The organism is Pseudomonas sp. PDM27 (genome assembly GCF_019219205.1).
GTDB classification, from domain to species: domain Bacteria; phylum Pseudomonadota; class Gammaproteobacteria; order Pseudomonadales; family Pseudomonadaceae; genus Aquipseudomonas; species Aquipseudomonas laurylsulfatiphila.
Window position 1 is genome coordinate 910,613 of sequence record NZ_JAHUWF010000001.1, and the last position, 19,234, is coordinate 929,846.

At 62.6% G+C, this 19,234-nt stretch carries 15 protein-coding genes; 6 read left to right on the forward strand and 9 right to left on the reverse strand.

Annotation, left to right across the window (positions count from 1 at the left end; genetic code table 11):
* The first annotated feature begins 162 nt into the window (after window positions 1-162).
* Window positions 163-1,104, forward strand: a complete 942-nt coding sequence (locus KW838_RS04075) for a class I SAM-dependent methyltransferase (protein WP_218500483.1) — start codon at window positions 163-165, stop codon at window positions 1,102-1,104.
* An 84-nt stretch (window positions 1,105-1,188) separates the two neighbouring features.
* Here the strand turns inward: KW838_RS04075 and KW838_RS04080 are convergent, their stop codons facing one another.
* The 3 genes from KW838_RS04080 to KW838_RS04090 form a co-directional block, all read right to left on the reverse strand.
* Complete coding sequence (locus KW838_RS04080) at window positions 1,189-2,532, reverse strand: MFS transporter (RefSeq protein WP_218500484.1); 1,344 nt, start codon at window positions 2,530-2,532, stop codon at window positions 1,189-1,191.
* 37 nt (window positions 2,533-2,569) lie between these two features.
* Complete coding sequence (locus KW838_RS04085) at window positions 2,570-3,646, reverse strand: C45 family peptidase (RefSeq protein WP_218500485.1); 1,077 nt, start codon at window positions 3,644-3,646, stop codon at window positions 2,570-2,572.
* A gap of 150 nt (window positions 3,647-3,796) precedes the next feature.
* Window positions 3,797-5,524, reverse strand: coding sequence for an amidohydrolase (locus tag KW838_RS04090; protein WP_218500486.1), 1,728 nt, complete (start codon window positions 5,522-5,524; stop codon window positions 3,797-3,799).
* A 105-nt stretch (window positions 5,525-5,629) separates the two neighbouring features.
* Here KW838_RS04090 and KW838_RS04095 point away from each other — a divergent pair, with 105 nt between their 5' ends.
* The gene (locus KW838_RS04095) at window positions 5,630-6,541 is read left to right on the forward strand and encodes a LysR family transcriptional regulator (protein WP_102702752.1); all 912 of its coding nucleotides are present in this window, start codon (window positions 5,630-5,632) and stop codon (window positions 6,539-6,541) included.
* 112 nt (window positions 6,542-6,653) lie between these two features.
* Here the strand turns inward: KW838_RS04095 and KW838_RS04100 are convergent, their stop codons facing one another.
* Window positions 6,654-7,427: a helix-turn-helix transcriptional regulator gene (locus KW838_RS04100; RefSeq protein ID WP_218500487.1), complete on the reverse strand. Its 774-nt coding sequence runs from the start codon at window positions 7,425-7,427 to the stop codon at window positions 6,654-6,656.
* 110 nt (window positions 7,428-7,537) lie between these two features.
* Between KW838_RS04100 and KW838_RS04105 the strand changes: the two genes are divergently transcribed.
* Together KW838_RS04105 and KW838_RS04110 are read left to right on the forward strand one after the other, a co-directional pair.
* Window positions 7,538-8,641, forward strand: a complete 1,104-nt coding sequence (locus tag KW838_RS04105) for an extracellular solute-binding protein (protein WP_218500488.1) — start codon at window positions 7,538-7,540, stop codon at window positions 8,639-8,641.
* Between the two features lie 167 nt (window positions 8,642-8,808).
* Window positions 8,809-9,939 (forward strand): P1 family peptidase, encoded by a 1,131-nt coding sequence (locus KW838_RS04110; protein ID WP_218500489.1) that lies wholly within the window; start codon window positions 8,809-8,811, stop codon window positions 9,937-9,939.
* Window positions 9,940-10,236: 297 nt separating this feature from the next.
* On the opposite strand, the gene KW838_RS04115 is transcribed toward KW838_RS04110, so the two are convergent.
* Window positions 10,237-10,857, reverse strand: a complete 621-nt coding sequence (locus tag KW838_RS04115; RefSeq protein ID WP_218500490.1) for a TetR/AcrR family transcriptional regulator — start codon at window positions 10,855-10,857, stop codon at window positions 10,237-10,239.
* A gap of 165 nt (window positions 10,858-11,022) precedes the next feature.
* Between KW838_RS04115 and KW838_RS04120 the strand changes: the two genes are divergently transcribed.
* Window positions 11,023-11,463 (forward strand): hotdog fold domain-containing protein, encoded by a 441-nt coding sequence (locus tag KW838_RS04120; RefSeq protein ID WP_218500491.1) that lies wholly within the window; start codon window positions 11,023-11,025, stop codon window positions 11,461-11,463.
* A 114-nt stretch (window positions 11,464-11,577) separates the two neighbouring features.
* Here the strand turns inward: KW838_RS04120 and KW838_RS04125 are convergent, their stop codons facing one another.
* Entirely contained in the window at window positions 11,578-12,300 is a 723-nt protein-coding gene (locus KW838_RS04125; RefSeq protein WP_218500492.1) for a GNAT family N-acetyltransferase, read from the reverse strand.
* Window positions 12,301-12,580: 280 nt separating this feature from the next.
* Between KW838_RS04125 and KW838_RS04130 the strand changes: the two genes are divergently transcribed.
* Window positions 12,581-15,958, forward strand: a complete 3,378-nt coding sequence (locus KW838_RS04130; RefSeq protein ID WP_218500493.1) for an Ig-like domain-containing protein — start codon at window positions 12,581-12,583, stop codon at window positions 15,956-15,958.
* Between the two features lie 231 nt (window positions 15,959-16,189).
* Here the strand turns inward: KW838_RS04130 and KW838_RS04135 are convergent, their stop codons facing one another.
* The 3 genes from KW838_RS04135 to KW838_RS04145 form a co-directional block, all read right to left on the reverse strand.
* On the reverse strand, window positions 16,190-16,759 hold the full coding sequence (locus tag KW838_RS04135; protein WP_218500494.1) for a YceI family protein: 570 nt from the start codon (window positions 16,757-16,759) through the stop codon (window positions 16,190-16,192).
* 137 nt (window positions 16,760-16,896) lie between these two features.
* Window positions 16,897-17,568, reverse strand: coding sequence for a phosphoribosyltransferase (locus KW838_RS04140; RefSeq protein WP_218500495.1), 672 nt, complete (start codon window positions 17,566-17,568; stop codon window positions 16,897-16,899).
* 220 nt (window positions 17,569-17,788) lie between these two features.
* Window positions 17,789-19,147 carry an MATE family efflux transporter gene (locus KW838_RS04145; RefSeq protein ID WP_218500496.1) on the reverse strand — a complete coding sequence of 453 codons (1,359 nt, stop codon included), beginning with the start codon at window positions 19,145-19,147 and terminating at the stop codon, window positions 17,789-17,791.
* Between the last annotated feature and the right edge of the window lie 87 nt (window positions 19,148-19,234).

Sequence of the window (19,234 nt, forward strand, 5' to 3'; positions counted from 1 at the left end):
GGGAGCGGGCTTGCTCGCGAAGGCGTAGTGTCAGCCAACATTAATAGCGGCTGACACTACGCCTTCGCGAGCAAGCCCGCTCCCACAGGGGGACTTGTGTGGTCCGTCGAGTGCGCATTTATGGTTAAATGCCGCCCCTTTCCACGCCACCGACCCGACCCGATGAACCCTGAAGCCCTCGCCACCCTCGACCAGCACCTGCTGACCGCCCTCGCGGCCGCCCCTGCCGAAACCCGCCGCCTGTTCCACGGCCGTGGCCGCTGCTGGCCGGGGTTGGAGCAAGTGACCGTGGACTGGTTGCAGGGCGTGGTGCTGGTGGCGTTGTTCAAGGAGCCGGAGGCCGGGCAGCTGGAAGACCTGAAGCAGCGGCTGATGGCGATCACCCAGTCTGAACAGTGGGCAAAATCCGGCGCCCATACGCTGTTGCTGCAACATCGCTACCTGCTGCAAAGCACCACCGAATGGCTGCTGGGCGACGTCATCGAAGAAATGACCATCACCGAGGGTGGCCTGAAATACCGGGTCGACCTGGGCCGCAAGCAGAACACCGGGCTGTTCCTCGACATGCGCTACGGCCGCGACTGGGTCCGCGCCCATGCACAGGGCAAGCGGGTGCTGAACCTGTTCGCCTACACCTGCGGCTTCTCGGTGGCGGCCATCGAAGGCGGCGCGAGCCACGTGGTCAACCTCGACATGTCGAGCCCGGCCCTGAGCCGTGGCCGCGACAACCACCGGCTCAACGGCCACGACCTGGGCAAGGTCACGTTTCTCGGCCACGACCTGTTCAAGTCCTGGGGCAAGGTGATCGGCAAAGGCCCGTACGACCTGGTGATCATCGACCCGCCGTCGTTCCAGAAAGGCAGCTTTTTGCTGACCAAGGATTACCAGCGGGTACTGCGTCGCCTGCCGGAATTGCTCAGCCCTGAAGGCACGGTGTTGGCCTGCATGAACGACCCGGCGTTTGGGGCGGACTTCCTGATCGATGGCGTGACTCGTGAGGCGCCGGGGCTGCGGTTTGAGCAGCGGCTGGAGAATCCGCCGGAGTTTCCGGATGCGGATGTCGAGTGTGGGTTGAAGGCGTTGGTGTTCAAGCTCGGCAATTGAAAAGCAAAAGATCGCAGCCTGCGGCAGCTCCTACAGGAAATACAAAACCCTGTAGGAGCTGCCGCAGGCTGCGATCTTTTGATTCTAAGGGCGTGTAGCTAAACCAGCCACCGACGGATGCCTTCCCTCTCCCGCCACCTCATCAATCTGCGCCATGCTCAAGTGCGCGGTTTCCCTCAAGAAGAAAGAGCAGACCGCGACAATCGCCAGCGCCACCGAGCCGTACACGGCTACACCCACCGCATTGTGATGGGTGGCAATCAGGATCGCCGTGGCCACGCTCGACGCCGTACCGCCGCCAAGTGCAGCGCCGATCTGGTAGGCGGCGGACATCCCCGAATAGCGCATCTCCCGGGGGAACTGCTCTGCGAGAAAGGCCGGAATCGGCCCCTGTGTCGCTCCCATGAACGCGCCAACCGCGATGTAGGCCAGGGTCGATACCAGCAGGCTTTTCATGCCGACCAACGGGAAGAAGGCAAAAAACCCGACGGCCATGATGACCGCGCCGAGGATCATGACCTTGCGGCGGCCGATCCGGTCGGAGAGCAAGGCGAACAGCGGTGCGGTGATGACGATGGCCACGGACAGCGAAAAATCGAAGATCAGTGCATCGGTGCTGCCGTAACCGATCTGCGTGGCGTACGACAAAAAGAACGTGCTGCCGATGTAGGCGATGGTCACGTAGCCAAACGCGATCCCCGTGCACAGCAGCATTTCTTTGGGCCGCGCCCGCAGTGCCGCGATCAGTGGCATACGCACCGGCGTCTTGTGTTCGACACGCTGTTCAACGGGTTTTTGCAGCCGCGCATAGAGCCCGATCAACACCAGCACACCGCCCAGCCAGAAGGGAATGCGCCAGGCGAAATCGGCGAGATTATCGTTGGAGGCGACACTGACAATGCCGAACACGGCCGCGCCGAGGATGCCGCCGATGCCGATCCCCATGCTGGTGAAACTGCCCCACAACCCTCGTCGACCGGGCGGCGCCGACTCGATGCCGAACAGCGCCGCCCCGCCCCACTCACCACCGGCGGCGAAGCCTTGTATCAACCGCAGCAACACCAGCAGTGCCGGCGCGGCCAGGCCGATCGACGAATAGCCCGGCAGGCAGCCGATCAACAGGGTGCTCAAGCCCATCAGCAACAGGGTGATCACCAGCATTTTCTGGCGGCCGATCCTGTCGCCGTAGTGCCCGAACACCATGCCACCCAACGGCCGGGCAAAAAAGCCCGCACCAAAGGCGCCGAAGGCAAACAGCGTGGCGGTCAACGGGTCCATCTGCGGGAAGAACACCTTGGGAAACACCAGCGCCGCCGCCGTGCCGTAGATGACAAAGTCATAGAACTCCAGCGCGGTGCCCATGCCAGAGACGAAGAAGGTTCTGAGGGCGGACTGCGAACCCGCCGGGGAATGACCGTAACTAGCCATATCGAGTGCTCTTTTTGTTGTTATGGAGGACGTCGTTTCAGAAGCGCTGAAAGCCGTCGCGGGCCAGCAGCATCGGGTTGCCGGCGGCGTATTCGAGGACCGCGTTTTCGCTGTCGATGCCGATGGTCAGCAGGGTTTCCCAGCGCTCGGTGGCCGGCAGGCTCAGGTCCGGATGGAAACAGATCGGCGCCTCGTCGCCAGCGTCACCACACATGGCCGCTGCTCGGCGATTCAAGTCGCCATGGATCATGTCGACCCGCGCCGCGTCGACATGGGCCAGGCGTGCGTAGGTGGTCGATGCATCCGGCGTTCGCTCGCCAAGGCTCAGCACCGGGTCAAGGAAGTGATTGGTGTGGGTGATCCAGCCGTCTTCGCCGGGCAGGACCACAGCGGTGCCGGCGGCGGACATTTCAATGCTCGCCGCCCGTGGCGCCGTATCACGACTCGAGAACACGGTCAGGACGGTCGACGCACTGACCCGTGCCGACCGCGCCAGGGCAATGGCCTCTTCAACGCTGGTCGCCTCCTCCAGGATCCGTCGGGCAATGGCGTGCACCGGCACCCCGGCTACCGCGTTGTCGCTGGCGTGGTGGAGGATGTTGAAGTGCAGCCCGAGGCCGGCGCTGTTCACGCCGATCTTGCCCAGCATGCCGAACTCGGTGAACAGCTTGACGGTCATGCCGGAAGGGTTTGTCAGTTGCAGCAGCATGCCGTGGGGCACCAGCGAATCGTGCCAGTCCCAGGTCTGGAGGGTCCTGGGCGCATCGGCCCCCGCCGGCGCGAAGACCGCTGTCGAGCATTCGCCCTCGAGAGAGGCCGGCATCACCGCGAGGATTTCCGTGCGGGCGTTCAGGCTCGCCAGTTGCCACAGGGGAATCCCGGCGCCTTCGGCCGTGGCTTGCAGTTCCTGGGCCAGGCTCGGGCTCCAGTCGGTGAGTGCTTGCAGGCTGGCTTCGCCCAGGGCGCGCACCTGCTCGGGCGCCACGCCCACCTGATTGAAAAAGTCGAGATAGAGCGCCACCGTCTTGCCGATTTGCGCCGCCCAGGTTTCGCCGATTTGCTGGCCTCGGATCTGTGGGCTGTGGGTGTCGGTGACGAAGCAATGCAGTTTCACGAGCGGTGTTCCTTTCTTAACATGGGTGATTAACCTGTGGGAGCGAGCCTGCTCGCGAAGGCGGTGTGTCAGTCGACATCTGTATTGCCTGATACACCGCTTTCGCGAGCAGGCTCGCTCCCACAGGTACTGTGTCCGGTCTGAATGGAATCAGCGTTTAAGGGCAAAAATCTCGCGGCCAGCGAACCAGGTCTGCAACACTCGGGTATCGCGCAGGGCCTCGGGCTTGACGGTGAAGACATCCCGGTCGAGGACGATCATGTCGGCCTGTTTGCCCGGCTTGAGCGAACCGATCTGTTCTTCAAGGCGCAGGGTGCGGGCGGCGTTGAGGGTGTAGGCCTGGAACATGGTCTGGCGGTCGATGTCTTCGGCGGCGTTGAGCACACCTTTGGGGCCGGTGCGGCTGACCGCCTGGTAGATCGCCTTCCACGGATCCGGCGTGGTGATCGGCCAGTCGCTGGCGCCGGCAATGGTCGCGCCGTGCTTGAGCAGCGAGCGGGCCGGGTACGAATACAGGAAGGCCATGGCACTGACATAGGGCTTGACCAGGTCCATGCTCGACTCATCGGCCATGGCCCAATACAGCTGCATCGAAGCAATCACGTTGAGGGGGTTGAAGCGGGCGAACTCCTTGGGGTTGACCATTTGCAGGTGCGTGATGGAGTGGGGAATCCCGCTTTGCCGATCCTTGCGCGCCTGTTCGATGCCGTTGAGCGATTCACGCACCGCGCGGTCGCCAATCGCGTGGATGTGCACCAGCCAGCCACGGGCGTCGGCAGCGCTGACCAGCTCGCCGAAGTGCGCCGGGTCGATCAGCAATTCGCCGGATTTTTTCGAGTCCTTGTAGGGCTCCAGCATGGCGGCGCTTTGCGCCGGAACTTCCGCCACGCCGTCGGCAAAAATCTTGATGCCCGGCAGGGTCAGGTTGGGCACGCCGATAAACTGCTGGCGGACCTTGTCCAGTTCATCGAGATCGGCCGGTGTGGCTTTCGAATCGGCCATCAGCAATGCGGCCACATGCGCAGTCAACTCGCCGCGTTCGGCCAGCGCCTTGTAGATCGGCAACACCCCCAGCGACTGATTGTTCACATCGCCACCGGGAATTTCATTGGCGATGGGGTCCATCCAACCGGTGATGCCCAGGCTTTTGTAATAGTCGAGTGCTGCACGCGCGCCCGCCATCAATTCCTCGGTGGTCGGTGGTGGCAGCAGGGCCTGCACCGGATACAGTCCGGCGTCGACCAGGAAGCCATTGGGCCGTCCATCGTCGTGATGCCCGATCGTGGCTTGCTCTTCGTCCTTCAACGCCTTGACCCGCGCGGCATCCACACCGGCACGTTGAAGCATGGCCCGGTTGGCCCACCCCGTGTGCAGGTCCCAGCCCAGAAAGAGAATCGGCGTGTCTGCCCATTCGCCCTGATTGAAGCGCTGCTCAAGCGCCTCGACCTGGCTCCAGTAGGTCGATGGCAAGCCGCCGACGCTGAGGATGTCACCGCGTTTGGCCTTGCCGTCTTCGCGCCACTGACGCAGGCGTTTTTCCAGCTCGTCGAGCGCCAGCAACTCACCGTCCAGATTGGCCTGACGCAATTGCAGGCCGCCCTTCACCGTGTGCGAGTGCGAGTCGATAAACCCTGGCATCAGCACCTTGCCGCCCAGGTCGACGATGCGCGTGCCCGGCTGTTTGAGCCGCAGCACCTGGGCATCGGAACCCACCGCCGAAACCTTGCCGTTCTCCACCGCTATGGCCTGCTGCAAGGGCTGGCCGGGTTCGGCGGTGTACACCCTGGCGTTGTGCAGGATGAGATCGACAGCGGCCATACTTTCCATCGAGGAACAGGCCAGGACAAGTGACGCGGCCAGGGTCAGAATCTGTTTCATGGGCGGCTCTTTATTTTTGTTGGGCTGTAGCCAAGACTATCCAAGCCGAATCGAGAACTGAATGCCTGCTCCCGCACAACTTCTGTGCCTATCAGGAATAGATAAATGGATAAAATGAGTGCCCTGACCATGTTCGTCGCCACCGCCGAACAGGGTAATTTCAGCCGCGCCGCCGACCTGCTCGGCAAGACCCCATCGGCTTTGACCAAGGCCGTGGCTCAACTGGAGGAAGAACTCGGCACGCGCCTGTTCGACCGCACCACCCGGCGCATGGCGCTGACCGAAGCCGGTCGCATCTACCTGGAAGGCGCGCGTCAGGCGCTGATGCAACTGCAACTGGCCACCGAGGATGTGGAACAGTTGCAGCATGAACTGCGCGGCGACCTGCGGATCACCGCCCCGCCCTCGTTCGCGCCGGCTTTTCTGAACCAGGTGTGCTGTCGCTTTTTGACCGCGTACCCGCAGGTCAAACTGGAAGTGGACCTGAGCGATAACTTCGAAGACCCGGTGGACGGCGGCTACGACCTGGCCCTGCGCGACGGCCCCATCGACCTGCCTGGCGTGATCGCGCAGCCGCTGGTGGAAAACCAGGTGTTGCTCTGCGCCAGCCCGGCTTACCTGGCGCGCAAGGGCGAGGATGTTTCACTGGAGAACTATCAGCAGCACGACTGGCTGATCTTCCGCCACCCGCTGCTCAACCGGCATTTCTGGTGGGTCAAGCAAGGCGAACAACGGATTCGGCTGACACAACCGACGCCACGGGTGGCCAGCGACAACTACGACTTTCTGCTGGCCTGCCTGCTCGATGGACAGGGCTTGCAGTTCATTCCGCAGTGGAGTGCCGCGCCCTATCTGGCGCGTGGCGAACTGGTCGACTTGATGCCGCAGTACTGGCGTGAACCCGGCGCGTTCGGGCCGTGGATCTACGTGCTGTACCTGGCCCACCGGCGCAACACGCGCAAGGTGAAAGTGTTCATCGAATACCTCAAGGCGCATTGGCAGCAACAGCAGGGCTGAAGACCGCATAGCGCCCTACGCGAGCAGGCTCGCTCCCACAATGGAATGCAGTTCAACTGTGGGAGCGAGCCTGCTCGCGAAGGCGACGCCTTGGTCAACCACTCAACCCGGATTAACGCGGCTGCAACACCAGCGCAAACAACTCGCCATGCCCGTTCACGTTGAGCTTGTGATAGAGGTTGCGTCGGTGCACTTTCACCGTCTCCGGGGAGATGCCCATTTGCTGGGCGATGGCCTTGCTGGAGAAGCCCTGGAGAATCAGGCGCGCGGTTTCGATTTCCCGCACGGTCAGGCGGGCGTCGAAGCGATCGAGCAAGGTCGCCAGGTCACCCGCCGGCGGTTCGGCGACCGGCCCTTCCGGTGGCAGCAACTCCAGGTGGCGGCGCATCGCGGACAGCACCCAGTCACGCACGCACAGCAGGCGCCCCTGATCCTCAAGGCCAAAGCGCGTCGAACGCCCGAGGGACAGGCCGAGCACGGCGCCGTCGAGGTTGACCATGAACTGCAACTCGTCGCCACCGACCACGGTGCTGAAGTAACTCAGGTAGTACTCGCTGTGCTGGAACTGGTCGGGGGCCACCGATTCGAGGCTGTGCAAGCCGTCGGCGATGCCGGCGCACACGGCTTGATAGAACGGATCGAGCAGGTACATGCCGGCGCGGTAGTCCGCCAGTTCTTCCTGCTCGGCACTGTTGCCCTTGGCATCGAAATCAATCAGCAGGCGCGGCACGTGGCCCGGGCGCATCAGCGCCACCAGGGCGTTGTCCAGCGGCACCAGCAGCCGCAGGGTATCGACCAGCGCCCGCCAGAAACCGTCCCGCCCCACCGTCGCGAAGACCCGCGCCAGCCCCTGGTGCACCGGCAACTCTTTCAACAACGCGTCCACGCACTACCCCTTTTGAGTAACCCATGATGGGAATGGGTGAAGGCCACCCCGGTCGATACGCTGCAAACTCCTGATTACCACCGGCCGCAACAGGCCAGGAGTGCCGCATCATGAGTCGTCACCGCTTGTATTTCAATCTGGGGTTTGGCGCCTGTCTGGCGGTGTCGTTGTCGGCGCAAGCCGTCGAAGCCCCGACCGTGCACGTGTACAACTGGTACGACTACATCGGCCCCACGACCCTGCACGACTTCAAGCGAGACACCGGGATCGCGCCGGTCTACGACACCTTCGACAGCGCCGAAGTGCTCGAAGGCAAATTGCTCACCAGCCGCAGCGGCTACGACGTGGTGGTGGCGAGCAACTTCAGTCTGCCGACCCTGATCAAGGCCGGTGCCCTCGCCCCACTGCCCCGCGCGCAGATGCCGGACTTCAAGAACATGGACACCGATCTGCTGGCGAAACTGGCCAACAACGATCCGGGCAACCAGTACGCCGTGCCGTACCTGTGGGGCACCAACGGCATCGGCTACAACGTCGACAAAGTGCGCGCGGTACTGGGCGACAAGGCGCCGGTGGATTCCTGGGACCTGGTGTTCAAGGAGGAGAACCTGGCCAAGCTCGGCGAGTGCGGCGTGGCCATGCTCGACTCGCCGTCGGAGATGCTGCCGGTCGCCCTGCACTACCTCGGCCTGCCGCCCAACAGCACCAACCCCGAAGACTACAAGAAGGCCGAAGCGCTGCTGCTGAAGTTGCGGCCGCACATTGCCTACTTCAACTCGTCGAAGTTCATCAGCGACCTGTCCAACGGCAACATCTGCGTGGCGCTCGGCTGGTCCGGCGCCATGCTCGAAGCCAAGACCACCGCCGAGCAGGCCGGCAACGGCGTGAAGATCGCCTACAGCCTGCCCAAGGAAGGCGCACCGGTGTGGTTCGACACCCTGGTGCTGCTCAAGGACGCCCCGCACCCGGAACAAGGGATGGCCTTCATCGAGTACATGATGCGCCCTGAAGTCATCGCCCCGGTCAGCGATCACCTCAACTACCCCAACGGCAACCGCAGCGCGACCACGCTGGTGGCCGAAGCGACCCGCAACAACCCGGCCGTCTACCCGTCTGCCGAAGCCATGGCCACCCTGTTCACCCTCCAGCCCCTGCCGCCAGCGACCGAACGCGTGCGCACGCGAATCTGGAGCAAGGTCAAGAACGGTCAATAGCAAGGACACCGCATACCCCTGTGGGAGCGAGCTTGCTCGCGATAGCGGTGGATCAGTTGCCATAGATGTTGAATGTAACGACCCCATCGCGAGCAAGCTCGCTCCCACAGTGTCCGTGGTGCCCAACAAATATTTTTTTCTGCCACGAATCGAAGATGAGAAAACCCATGAAACCACGTGCCCGCGACCTGAACATCCAATTCGGCCAACTGCAACCCGGTCCGCTCAATGCCATCACCGACGTCCCCGGCGTGCGGATCGGCCACTGTGATGTACGAGGACGCACGGCCAACGGCCGCGACATCCTCACCGGCGTCACCGTCATCGAGCCGCGTGTCGGTTCCACCAGTCAGCAACCGTGCTTTGCCGGCGTGCATGTACTCAACGGCAATGGCGATGCCACGGGGCTGGAGTGGATTCGCGAAGCGGGCTTGCTGACCAGCCCCATCGCCTTCACCAACACCCACAGCCTGGGCGTGGTGCGCGATGCGCTGATCGTGGTCGACCGCGAGCAGCAAGCCGATGACGGACGCCTCTACTGGAACATGCCGGTGGTGCTGGAAACCTTCGACGGCTTGCTCAACGACATCAACGGCTTTCACGTGAAGCCTGAACACGTAGCCCAAGCCGTGCGCTCGGCGGCGGGTGGCCCGGTGGCCGAAGGCAATGTCGGTGGCGGCAGCGGCATGATCTGCCACGAATTCAAGGGCGGCATCGGCACCGCGTCTCGACGCTTGAACAGCGCCCAGGGCGGCTGGACAGTGGGGGCGATTGTCCAGGCCAACCATGGCATCCGCAACGAACTGCGCGTCGACGGGTATCCGGTCGGGCGCTACATGGAACAGGTCGATTCGCCGTTCCTCAAGGCCTCGCTGCCCCATCCGGGCATGGGTTCGATCGTGGTCTGCCTGGCCACCGATGCGCCGTTGCTGCCGCACCAGTGCACGCGCCTGGCCCAACGCGCCAGCCTCGGCCTGGCCCGCACCGGCGGCGGCAATGAAGACCATAGCGGCGACATCTTCATCGCTTTCGCCACCGGTAACGATCACGTGCCACCGGCGGCCTACGAGAGCAAGAAAGCGCCGACCACAAACAACCTGAGCATGGTCAACAACGACCACATCAGCGAGCTGTTCCTGGCCGCCACCGAAGCCGTGGAAGAAGCCATCATCAATGCCCTGCTCGCCGCCGAAACAGCCGAAGGCAACGGGCATGGGGTGCCGGGGCTGGATGCCGAAACCCTGCTCAAGGCGTTGCGCCGCGCCGGCTGGCCGGGGGATGCGACTAGCGGTACTTGAGTGAAACACTCGGTCTTTTTAGGATGAACTTACGCAGTCGCTTGCTTGTGCAAGCCGCTGCGTAGGTGGTGAGTGCACTGAACCCCTACCAAGCTCACCGCCTGCTTCATGCGCATCTTGAGCCTCAAGGGCTCTACTTCCTCCCCATCAAAGAGCTTTGAGGCTCTTTTTTTGCCTCTGAAAAACCCACACAAATCACTGTGGGAGCGAGCCTGCTCGCGAAAGCGGTGGGTCAGGCAGCATTGATGTTGGATGTGACGCCGTCTTCGCGAGCAGGCTCGCTCCCACAGGGAAAAGTCATTGTGTTTCGGGGGCGCACAACGACCGCCACGCCGCCTGCGCCAGCATGTCCCGGTACGCCCTCGGACTGCCCTTGACCCGGCCCGACAGCCACGCGCGGCAATAACTGTCTGCCTGGCCGATGATCAGCGACAGTATCAGCTCCGCCGGAAAACTCCCCAGCTCATGGCCCTGTGCCCCCAGCCACTCCAGCAACTGCTTGTTACGCGCCTTGTTGCGGGTGGCGAGTTCATCCTTGAACGGCCCCTTGGTGACGGCAAATCGCGCGTGGTACTGGAACCGCGCCCACTCCGGCTGGCTATCGACCCAATCCACATAGCTGTGCACCAGCGCGTGCACCCCCGCCTGCGTGGTGTGTGCATCCGCCAGGTAGCTGTCGCGCAAACGGGCCTGGTCATCCAGGGCGGTAAAAAACAGCGCCGCCACCAGGCCTTCCTTGTTGCCGAAGTGGTGATAGATGGCGCCGACACTGGTATCGCATTCGGCGCGGATCATTTCGATGGTGGTGGCCTCGATCCCCTGTTCGTTGAACAGGCACAGGGCCTTCCTGAAGATGTCGCGCTTGAGTTCGGCGCGTCGTCCGGGGTAGCAGCGTTCGAGCAGATCGGCGGTATCCATGCTGAAAAACAGTCCGCAAAAGTCATGGGTGGAGGCTGGCGGTTGCCAGCGAACAAGTGGCGTCAGGTTGACAGATTTCTCTTCGACAGAATACTGTTCCGTCACAGAACATTATTCTGTTACGGAAGATTGTTCTGCAACCTGTCATCCTCAAGAGGCAAAAAAATGAGTCAGTTCCTCAGCATGTTCAACAGCGCCGGGCCGGAAGCGTTCAGCAAAATGGCCTGCCAGGTGGCGCCCTACTTCTCCACCATCAACCCGCTGGTCCAGGATTTGCGCAAAGGCTCGGCCACCGTGCAGGTGCCGTTTGCCCGGGAGATCACCAATCATTTGGGGACGGTGCATGCGATAGCGATGTGCAACGCCGCCGAGCTGGCCGCCGGGATGATGACCGACGTGTCCATTCCTGCCGGCGCGCGCTGGATTCCCAAGGGCATGACCGTGGAATACCTGGCCAAGGCAAAGAGCGATGTGACGGCGGTGGCCGAAGGGGATGCAGTGGACTGGAGCACCGAAGGCGACAAGATCGTGCCGGTGGACATTCACGATGCCGAGGGCAAGAAGGTGTTCACGGCGCGGATTACCATGAATGTGAAGCTGGCTTAAGCGCTGACCGCCGTTAAATGTGGGAGCGAGCCTGCTCGCGAAAGCGGTGGGTCAGGCAGCATTGATGTTGGATGTGACGCCGTCTTCGCGAGCAGGCTCGCTCCCACAATGGATCTAGACCAAACGCAGTTTTGGGCCACTCGCCGGCACTGCCTCATCACCCAAGCGCTCGCGCACACATTCATTGGCCTTGCGCGTCATTTGGTCCAGATGCCGGTCGCGCTGTTTTTCCGCGTCGGTCATGGCCCGCTTGCCGTGCTTTTGCAGCAGGTAGGTATGAATCTGCCGCACTTCCAGCGAGCTGTAGATCGACGCCACGTCCAGCAACGCCATCAAGCCATCGGTGCTGTGGTCGCGGGTATTCATCAACACCTGGGTCGCACGCACGCCCACCACCTGAAAGCCCATCGCCTCGAAATACGGCACCTTGGCCACCGCGCACGTCAGCTCGGCATGGGGATAGCGGTCGACCATTTCCCGCAGCATCCGTCGGGCCACACCCTGGCGCCGATACTCGGCCTGTACCGCCATGTACGCCACGCCACAGGCCTCGGGGTCGTCCTGCACCGGCAGGTACAGCACAAAGCCGAGCACCTTCTGCGGATCGTCTTCGTCAGTGGCAACGATCAACTCCACGGCAATGCCTTTTTCACCGTTGAGCGCCTCCAGATACAGGTGCACCTCAAAGCCGATCGCGTATTGATAGAGGTTGTACAGCAGGTTGCTGGGCGGGATCGCGACCATACTGATGTCAGTCAGGTTGTCGACCACCATCTGCAGGATCTGGCTATTGATGTGCTCGGGGCACGGGGTCTTGAAGTGGCTGATCAGGGGCATTGCAGTGACAGGCTCCGGGAGGCAAGGGCCGCCTATCATAACGCGCCTGACACCTGCGGTCCGAAGGGTGATGGTGGGGTGGCAGGTGATTGGGGAAATGGGTGGGTCAAGGCCCCCGAACCTGAGGATTGCCACCCACTTCGGCGCGACAGAAAGATCTTAAATGTTTTGATACAAATCAGCTTTCCATACTCTCCGAGACTCCCTCGCGATTGGCGTAGCTCTTGCATCGACCGCATTGCGTACGTCAGCCACATCGGCGCGCCCCGAGGGAAACACTATGAAAAACCTGCCTGACCTCAAACCGCTCGGTTTCAGCAAACCGGGCATCGCCGCTGTGATGCTGATCAACATCAGCCTCGGCACTGCCAACGCCGCACCGCTTGACGATGTCAGCTATCCGCCTCCAACCGATCCTTCGGCATATACCAACCCGCCGGCCGCCCCCCAGGCCGCGCTGGATGCCATTCTGACCATGCCACCCGCTGACCAAGGCGCCATCGCCCTGCCCAATGGCATGTACGGCACCCGCACCACGCCAACGACCGACAACGTGCTTCAACCAGCCCAGCAAACATCATTCAAGATCCCCACCAATGGCAAGCCTAGCCCGTTGTTCGGGGCCCAGCCGTACACTCAGCAACTGCTGTTGTTCGAAGAATTCGGCACGGAAAAACTCGACCCGACACTGCCCGCGCCACCCCTGACGTTCCCGCCTCCGACTGTCGGCCCGGCGCCCAACCAGGACCCGAACAGCATCGCCCGAAGTGGTCCTTCGGCCACAGCGCTCGAAGCTTTCATGCGCCAGCCGGGGCTGTACCCGTTTCCGTCACAGTATTCCAACGTGCTGGATCGCAACCCGTGGCAAGCGCAGATCGAAGCTTTCCTCAACCGCCATCCGGTCGGCTCGCCGGCTGAAGGGCGTCCGCCTGGAAAAGGCTGGTCCCATCAGCGCTGGAACGAGTTCTACCCGCAGGTCGCCTTCAAGACCGTGCAAGCAGGCGCCAAGCTCAACGGCGGCATGCGCGACCGTCGCCAGCTGCACAACTACGCCGTCGGTGAGTTCGGGCCGGGCGGTCTCTACTACCAGACCTCGGACATCCCGACCACCACGGGCACCACCAAAGGCATCGACACGCGTTTTCACCCCAACATGCCGATTCAGAACCACAAGGCGCTCTGGACCTTCGACGGCACATTTCCGGTCAAACTGCTGATGGTGCGCTACGGCCAACCGGTGCTGATGCGGCACTACAACGCCCTGCCGATCGATCCATCGGCCAACATGGGCTTTGGCCTGCACACCATTACCACCCACGAACACAACGGCCACTCCCCGGCCGAAAGCGACGGCTATGCCAATGCGTTTTTCTTTCCCGGCCAGTACTACGACTATCGCTGGCCGATGCAACTGGCCGGTTACGACACCATCAACACCAAGGCTGAAGATCCACGCGCGGCCTTCCCCTGCGCCCCGGGCGAAACCCTGTACGTCAACGACGCCACTCCGGGCCTGAAGACCTGCAACAACGGCAGCATCAAGATTCGTGGCGATTGGCGCGAAACCATGAGCACCCACTGGTTCCACGACCACATGCTCGATTTCACCGCGCAGAACGTCTACAAAGGCAACGCGGTGATGATGAACTACTACAGCGCCTTGGACCGCGGTAACGAAGCGCTGCAGGACGGCGTCAACCTGCGCCTGCCCAGCGGTTCGGCGTTGCCCTGGGGCAACCGTGACTACGATGTGAATCTGCTGGTGGCCGACAAGGCCTGGGATCAGAACGGCCAGCTGTGGTTCAACCCCTTCAACACCGATGGCTTCCTCGGCGATCAGATCCTGGTCAACTGGCAGTACCAGCCGCGCCTGAAAGTGCGGGCGCGCAGCTATCGTTTCCGCATTCTCAACGGCTCGGTGTCGCGCTACTTCAGGATCGCGCTGGTGCGTGAAGTCGTCGGCACCGGCGGCGAATTCCCCGGCCCGGCAGGTTCGGGCGTGTCCTATACCCGCGTGCCGTTCCACATGATCGCCAACGACGGCAACCTCATGGAACACGCCGTGCCGTTCGACGGCAGCATGGACCTGGACGGTGACGGTGATGTGCAGGACCACAACGCGATACTGCCCACCCAGGGCATTGCCGAGCGTTTCGACATCATCGTCAACTTCGCGAAAAACGGGATCTCTGTCGGTGACAAGCTGTACTTCGTCAACTTGATGGAGCACCAGACCGGCAAGGGTCCGGAGAGTGTACCGCTGAGTCTGGCCGATGTGCTGTCCGGCAGGTACAAGGCCGTGCTCAAGTCGGGCAGCAAAGGGCTGGAATGGGACGCCGGCGACCCGGTGGTGGGCAAGTTCATGCAGATGGTGGTACAGCCTTATTCGGGCCAGGACGTGAGCATGAACCCTGCCGACTACGAACCCGCCAAACCGGGGAAAGCGGCCGGCAAGGTCATGATCCCACTGACCCTCAACCGCGACGATGCGGTCGTACAGGCCAAACTCAAAGCAGCACGGCATCGCGAGTTCATCTTCGGCCGCTCCGACGGCACCGACGAAGCCCCCTGGACCATCAAGACCGACGGCGGTTTCGGCTACCACATGGACCCACGGCGGATCAGCGCTGCGCCGCAACTGGCGAACGGCCCGACCGATGCCGGGTTCTCCGGCGACGGCACCCTGGAAGTGTGGAAAATCAAGAACGGCGGCAACGGCTGGAGCCACCCGGTGCACGTGCACTTCGAAGAAGGCGTCGTCCTCAGCCGCGACGGCAAGGCGCCACCGGAATGGGAAAAATGGGCACGCAAGGACGTCTATCGCATCGGCGAAGGCATCGACAGCTCGCAGGAAGTGGAAATGGCGATCCGCTTCCGTGAATTCGCCGGGACCTACATGGAGCACTGCCACAATACCCAGCACGAGGACAACGCCATGTTGCTGCGCTGGGATATCGAGCACCCCGGCCAGTTCCAGTTGATGCCAACGCCCCTGCCCGGCTGGGACGGCGTCAACTACGTCAACTCCGCCGCGCTGCCAACCTTCCGCACTGGCGATACTCGCAACAATGATGGCGATAACAAATTGCCAATCGCCAACCCCGACAGCGCCATCAGCAACAGCGGCCCGGTGACCATCAACGTACTGGCCAACGACAACGACCCTGACGGCAACGTGCCACTTAAAGTGGTGGGCCTGGAGCAACCGGACTCCGGCAAGGGCACGGTCAGCACCGACGGCGTGCGCGTGATCTACACACCACCGGCCACGGTCCCCGCCCCGTTCACCGCGACCTTTACCTATAAGGCCGCCGATGCCAAGGGTGCGGAGTCGGCACCGGCAACAGTGTCCGTGGCGGTCTCGGCAGCGGTCGTCGAGAACCTGATCGTCACCAGCGCTACCGTCACCGCTCGCAGTAACAGCCGCTGGTATTGGGTGCTGTCCGGCACCACCTCGCGTGGCACGGGCAATACCATCACGGCGACTGCCACGACCACAACCGGCACGGTGAACCTCGGCGCCGCCACCCTGACGCCTACGGCTACAGGCGCGCGCTGGAATATAGCGGTGACGACCGTCGGCAGTGGCCCGTCGCCCAACCCGACAGCGACCATCAAGTCGGCCTTCGGCAAAACCGTGACAGTGCCAGTGCACTAGCGCGGATTGATCGGCGCCCGGTCCATGCCATGTGGACCGGGCGCTTTTTTTGCGGATCGTGCGGTGGGCCGAGTGAGGTTCTATTCGCAAAGTGCCTGGCATTTGCGCTGACTGTCAGGCCGCCTTCGCGAGCAGGCTCGCTCCCACCATTGGATCGGCGTCGTACACAGATATTGTGTTCACCAAAGATCACATGTGGGAGCGAGCCTGCTCGCGAAGGCGGCCTCACAGTCACCGCTGCGGCGCCACCATCCGAAAACGGATATTGATCTCGTTGGACACCATACTGTCCGCCCACTCGCCCTCGCCTATCTTGAAGTCGTTACGCTTGAGCACCAATTGGCCTTCGAAGATGCCGATGGAACTCTCCGACCTCAACTGCACCGGCACACTCACTTCCCGAGTGAGCCCGCGCAGGGACAGTTTGCCGGTGATGGTGTAACGGTTATTGCCGAGGGCCTTGACGGACGTCGATTCGAACGTCGCCACCGGATAAGTCGCGGTGTCGAACCACGCCGGTTTTTGCAGCTCGGTGTTGGCGTCGTCGCTGCCGGCATCGATGCTGCTCAGGTCGATGGTCAGTGCGGCATGGGCGGCGCCCGGGTTATCGGTGTCGAAGTCGAGATTGGCCTTGAACTTGCCGAAGGTGCCGTAGGTTCTCGACCCCATCTGCTGATAGGTGAAACTCAAGGTGCTGGCCTTGGCGTTGACCTCCTTGTATTCCACGGCTTCAGCGAACAGCACCGGGCCGAACACCAACGTGCCGGCCAGAGCGATGCAACGCGCGGATCGAAGGTTCATGGCACTCTCCGGGAGGACTCCCGTCTTGAGTTGGCATGCCGCACACAAAGGCCGGCACCAGATGGACTAAAGCAAACAACCGGTGTTTATTCCACCTCGCGCGGGGATTTGCGACCACCTGCCGATGACCGTCAGCGCTACCCGCACGCCTCACGTTGCCACGCCCGCAGCAACAGCTCGATCACCTCGGCATCGCAAGTCTGGGAAAAGTCCATGTACCAATGGCCAATCGAAGTGAACCACTCGGGCATCAGCGGGCAGACCAGTTCATCCACCTCGCGGCGCAGCGCCTCCACCGTCTCGATGGGTGCCACGGGCACCGCCACCACGATGCGCGCAGGTTCCTGCACCCGCAGCGCCTGGATCGCCGCCCGCATCGAAGCGCCGGTGGCCAGGCCGTCGTCGATCAGGATCGCCACCTGATCCTTGAGCTGCACCGCCGGCCGCGTGCCGCGGTAGACCTGCTCGCGGCGCAGCAACTCGCGGCTTTCCCGTTCGACCACGGCGTCGAATGCAGCCTTGGCAATCGGATGCACCCGCAGCGCCTCTTCATTACGAATCTGGACGCCACCGCTGGCAATCGCGCCCATGGCGTACTCCTGATGGGACGGCACGCCGAGCTTGCGCACCAGCATCAGGTCCAGGCGAACCTTCAGCGCCGTGGCCACCTCATAAGCCACCGGCACGCCGCCACGGGGCAAGGCCAGGACGATGACATCGGGGCGATTGGCGTAAGGCAACAGCGGCTCGATCAAACGCCGTCCGGCTGCCGGCCGGTCTTGCAGGATGGAATGGGACAAGGGGCTCATGTGAAAACCTCCCCAGGCGATTGCGCCTGCGAACTTCAGCCAAACCTGCCTTTTGTGGCAGAGGCTTTTGTGGCGAGGGAGCTTGCTCCCGCTGGGCTGCGCAGCAGCCCCAAAAACCAATAACGATGACCGAATTTTGTGAGTGCTACGCACTCAAGCGCGAGCAAGCTCGCTCGCCACAGGTTTCGGTGCAGAGCATTATCCGCTCTCTTCGTCCCGCCTACACCAACCGCTCAATCTTCTGATGCTGCCACACCAGTTTGTAATACAGCGTCTGCAACACCAGCATCCCCAGATACGCCACCGGAAACGCCATCCACACCCCTTGCAGCCCGAACTTCGCATCCAGCAGATAGGCCGCCGGCAATTGAATCCCCACCACGCAGACAATGGAAATCGCCACCGGCACCATCACCGTGCCGCTGGCGCGCATGATGCCGCCGATGATCGCCTGGAAGCCGAACACCAACAGGCTCCAGAGCATGATGTGCAACAGGTGCTGGGCCATGGTCCGCGTCGCTTCTTCCGTGAGGAACGAGGCCAGCAGCCAATGCGACAGCAAATACCCGAGCACCACCAGACCACCGGTCAGGCACAGATTGATCATCAATCCCGTGCGCAGGATCGGCCCCATGCGCTCGATGCGCCCGGCCCCAATCGCCTGCGCCCCGAGGATCGACGCGGTAATCGCAATCGACAGCGCCGGGAACTGCACGTAATTGACGATCTGCGTCACCGCGCCATAGGCCGCCGTCGCCTGAGAGCCGTGCTGGTTCACCAGCGCCAGAATCACCAGCTCCGACAGCGACAACACCACCATCTGCAACCCGGTGGGCAAACCGATGCGCAGCACCTTGCCGAGAATCGCCATGTCCAGCTTCATCGCCGCAAAGAATTCGCGGTCCGGCGCCAGCGGATGGCCCTTGCCAATCAAGCGCCACGCCAGCAACCCCATCGCCACCAGGTTACCCACCAACCCGGCAAACGCCGCACTCTGAATCCCCAGCGGCGGCAAGCCAATCCACCCGCGAATCAACGCCGGCGTCAGTGCCAACCCGACCATGGTCGACACCACCAGCGCCAACAATGGCGACAAGGTATCGCTCACCCCGCGCAGCAGTTGCGTGAACAGCACAAACACCAACAGCGACGGCATGATCCACAACATCACATGGGCATACGCCACCGCATCGTCCAGCACATCCGCCGGCGTCCCCAACCCGACCAACGCCGACCGCGCAAACACACTGCCCACCACCGCCGCCGTCAACCCGATCAACACCCCCAACAACAAGGTTGCCCCGGCAATCGCCTTCACCAGATGCGTCTCCCGCGCCCCCCACGCCTGCCCGATCAACACCCCCGCGCCGGCACCAAGGCCGATCACCAGGGCGATGAAGAAAAACACGATGGGGAACATCCCCGACACCGCCGCCAGCGCTTGAGTGCCGAGCATCTGGCCGATGTAGATGCTGTTGACCGTGCCGGACATGGATTGCAGGAAGTTCGACAGCACCATCGGGGCGAGGAAAAACAGGTAGGTTTTCCAGAGGGGGCGTTGGGGGTTGGGGGTTTGCATGGGCGAAGATCCATCTCGACGGCAGGAGCGATGATTAAGGATAGCGTGGGTGGCTGAAACCAAGGGGCGATGACCATCTCAGGTCTG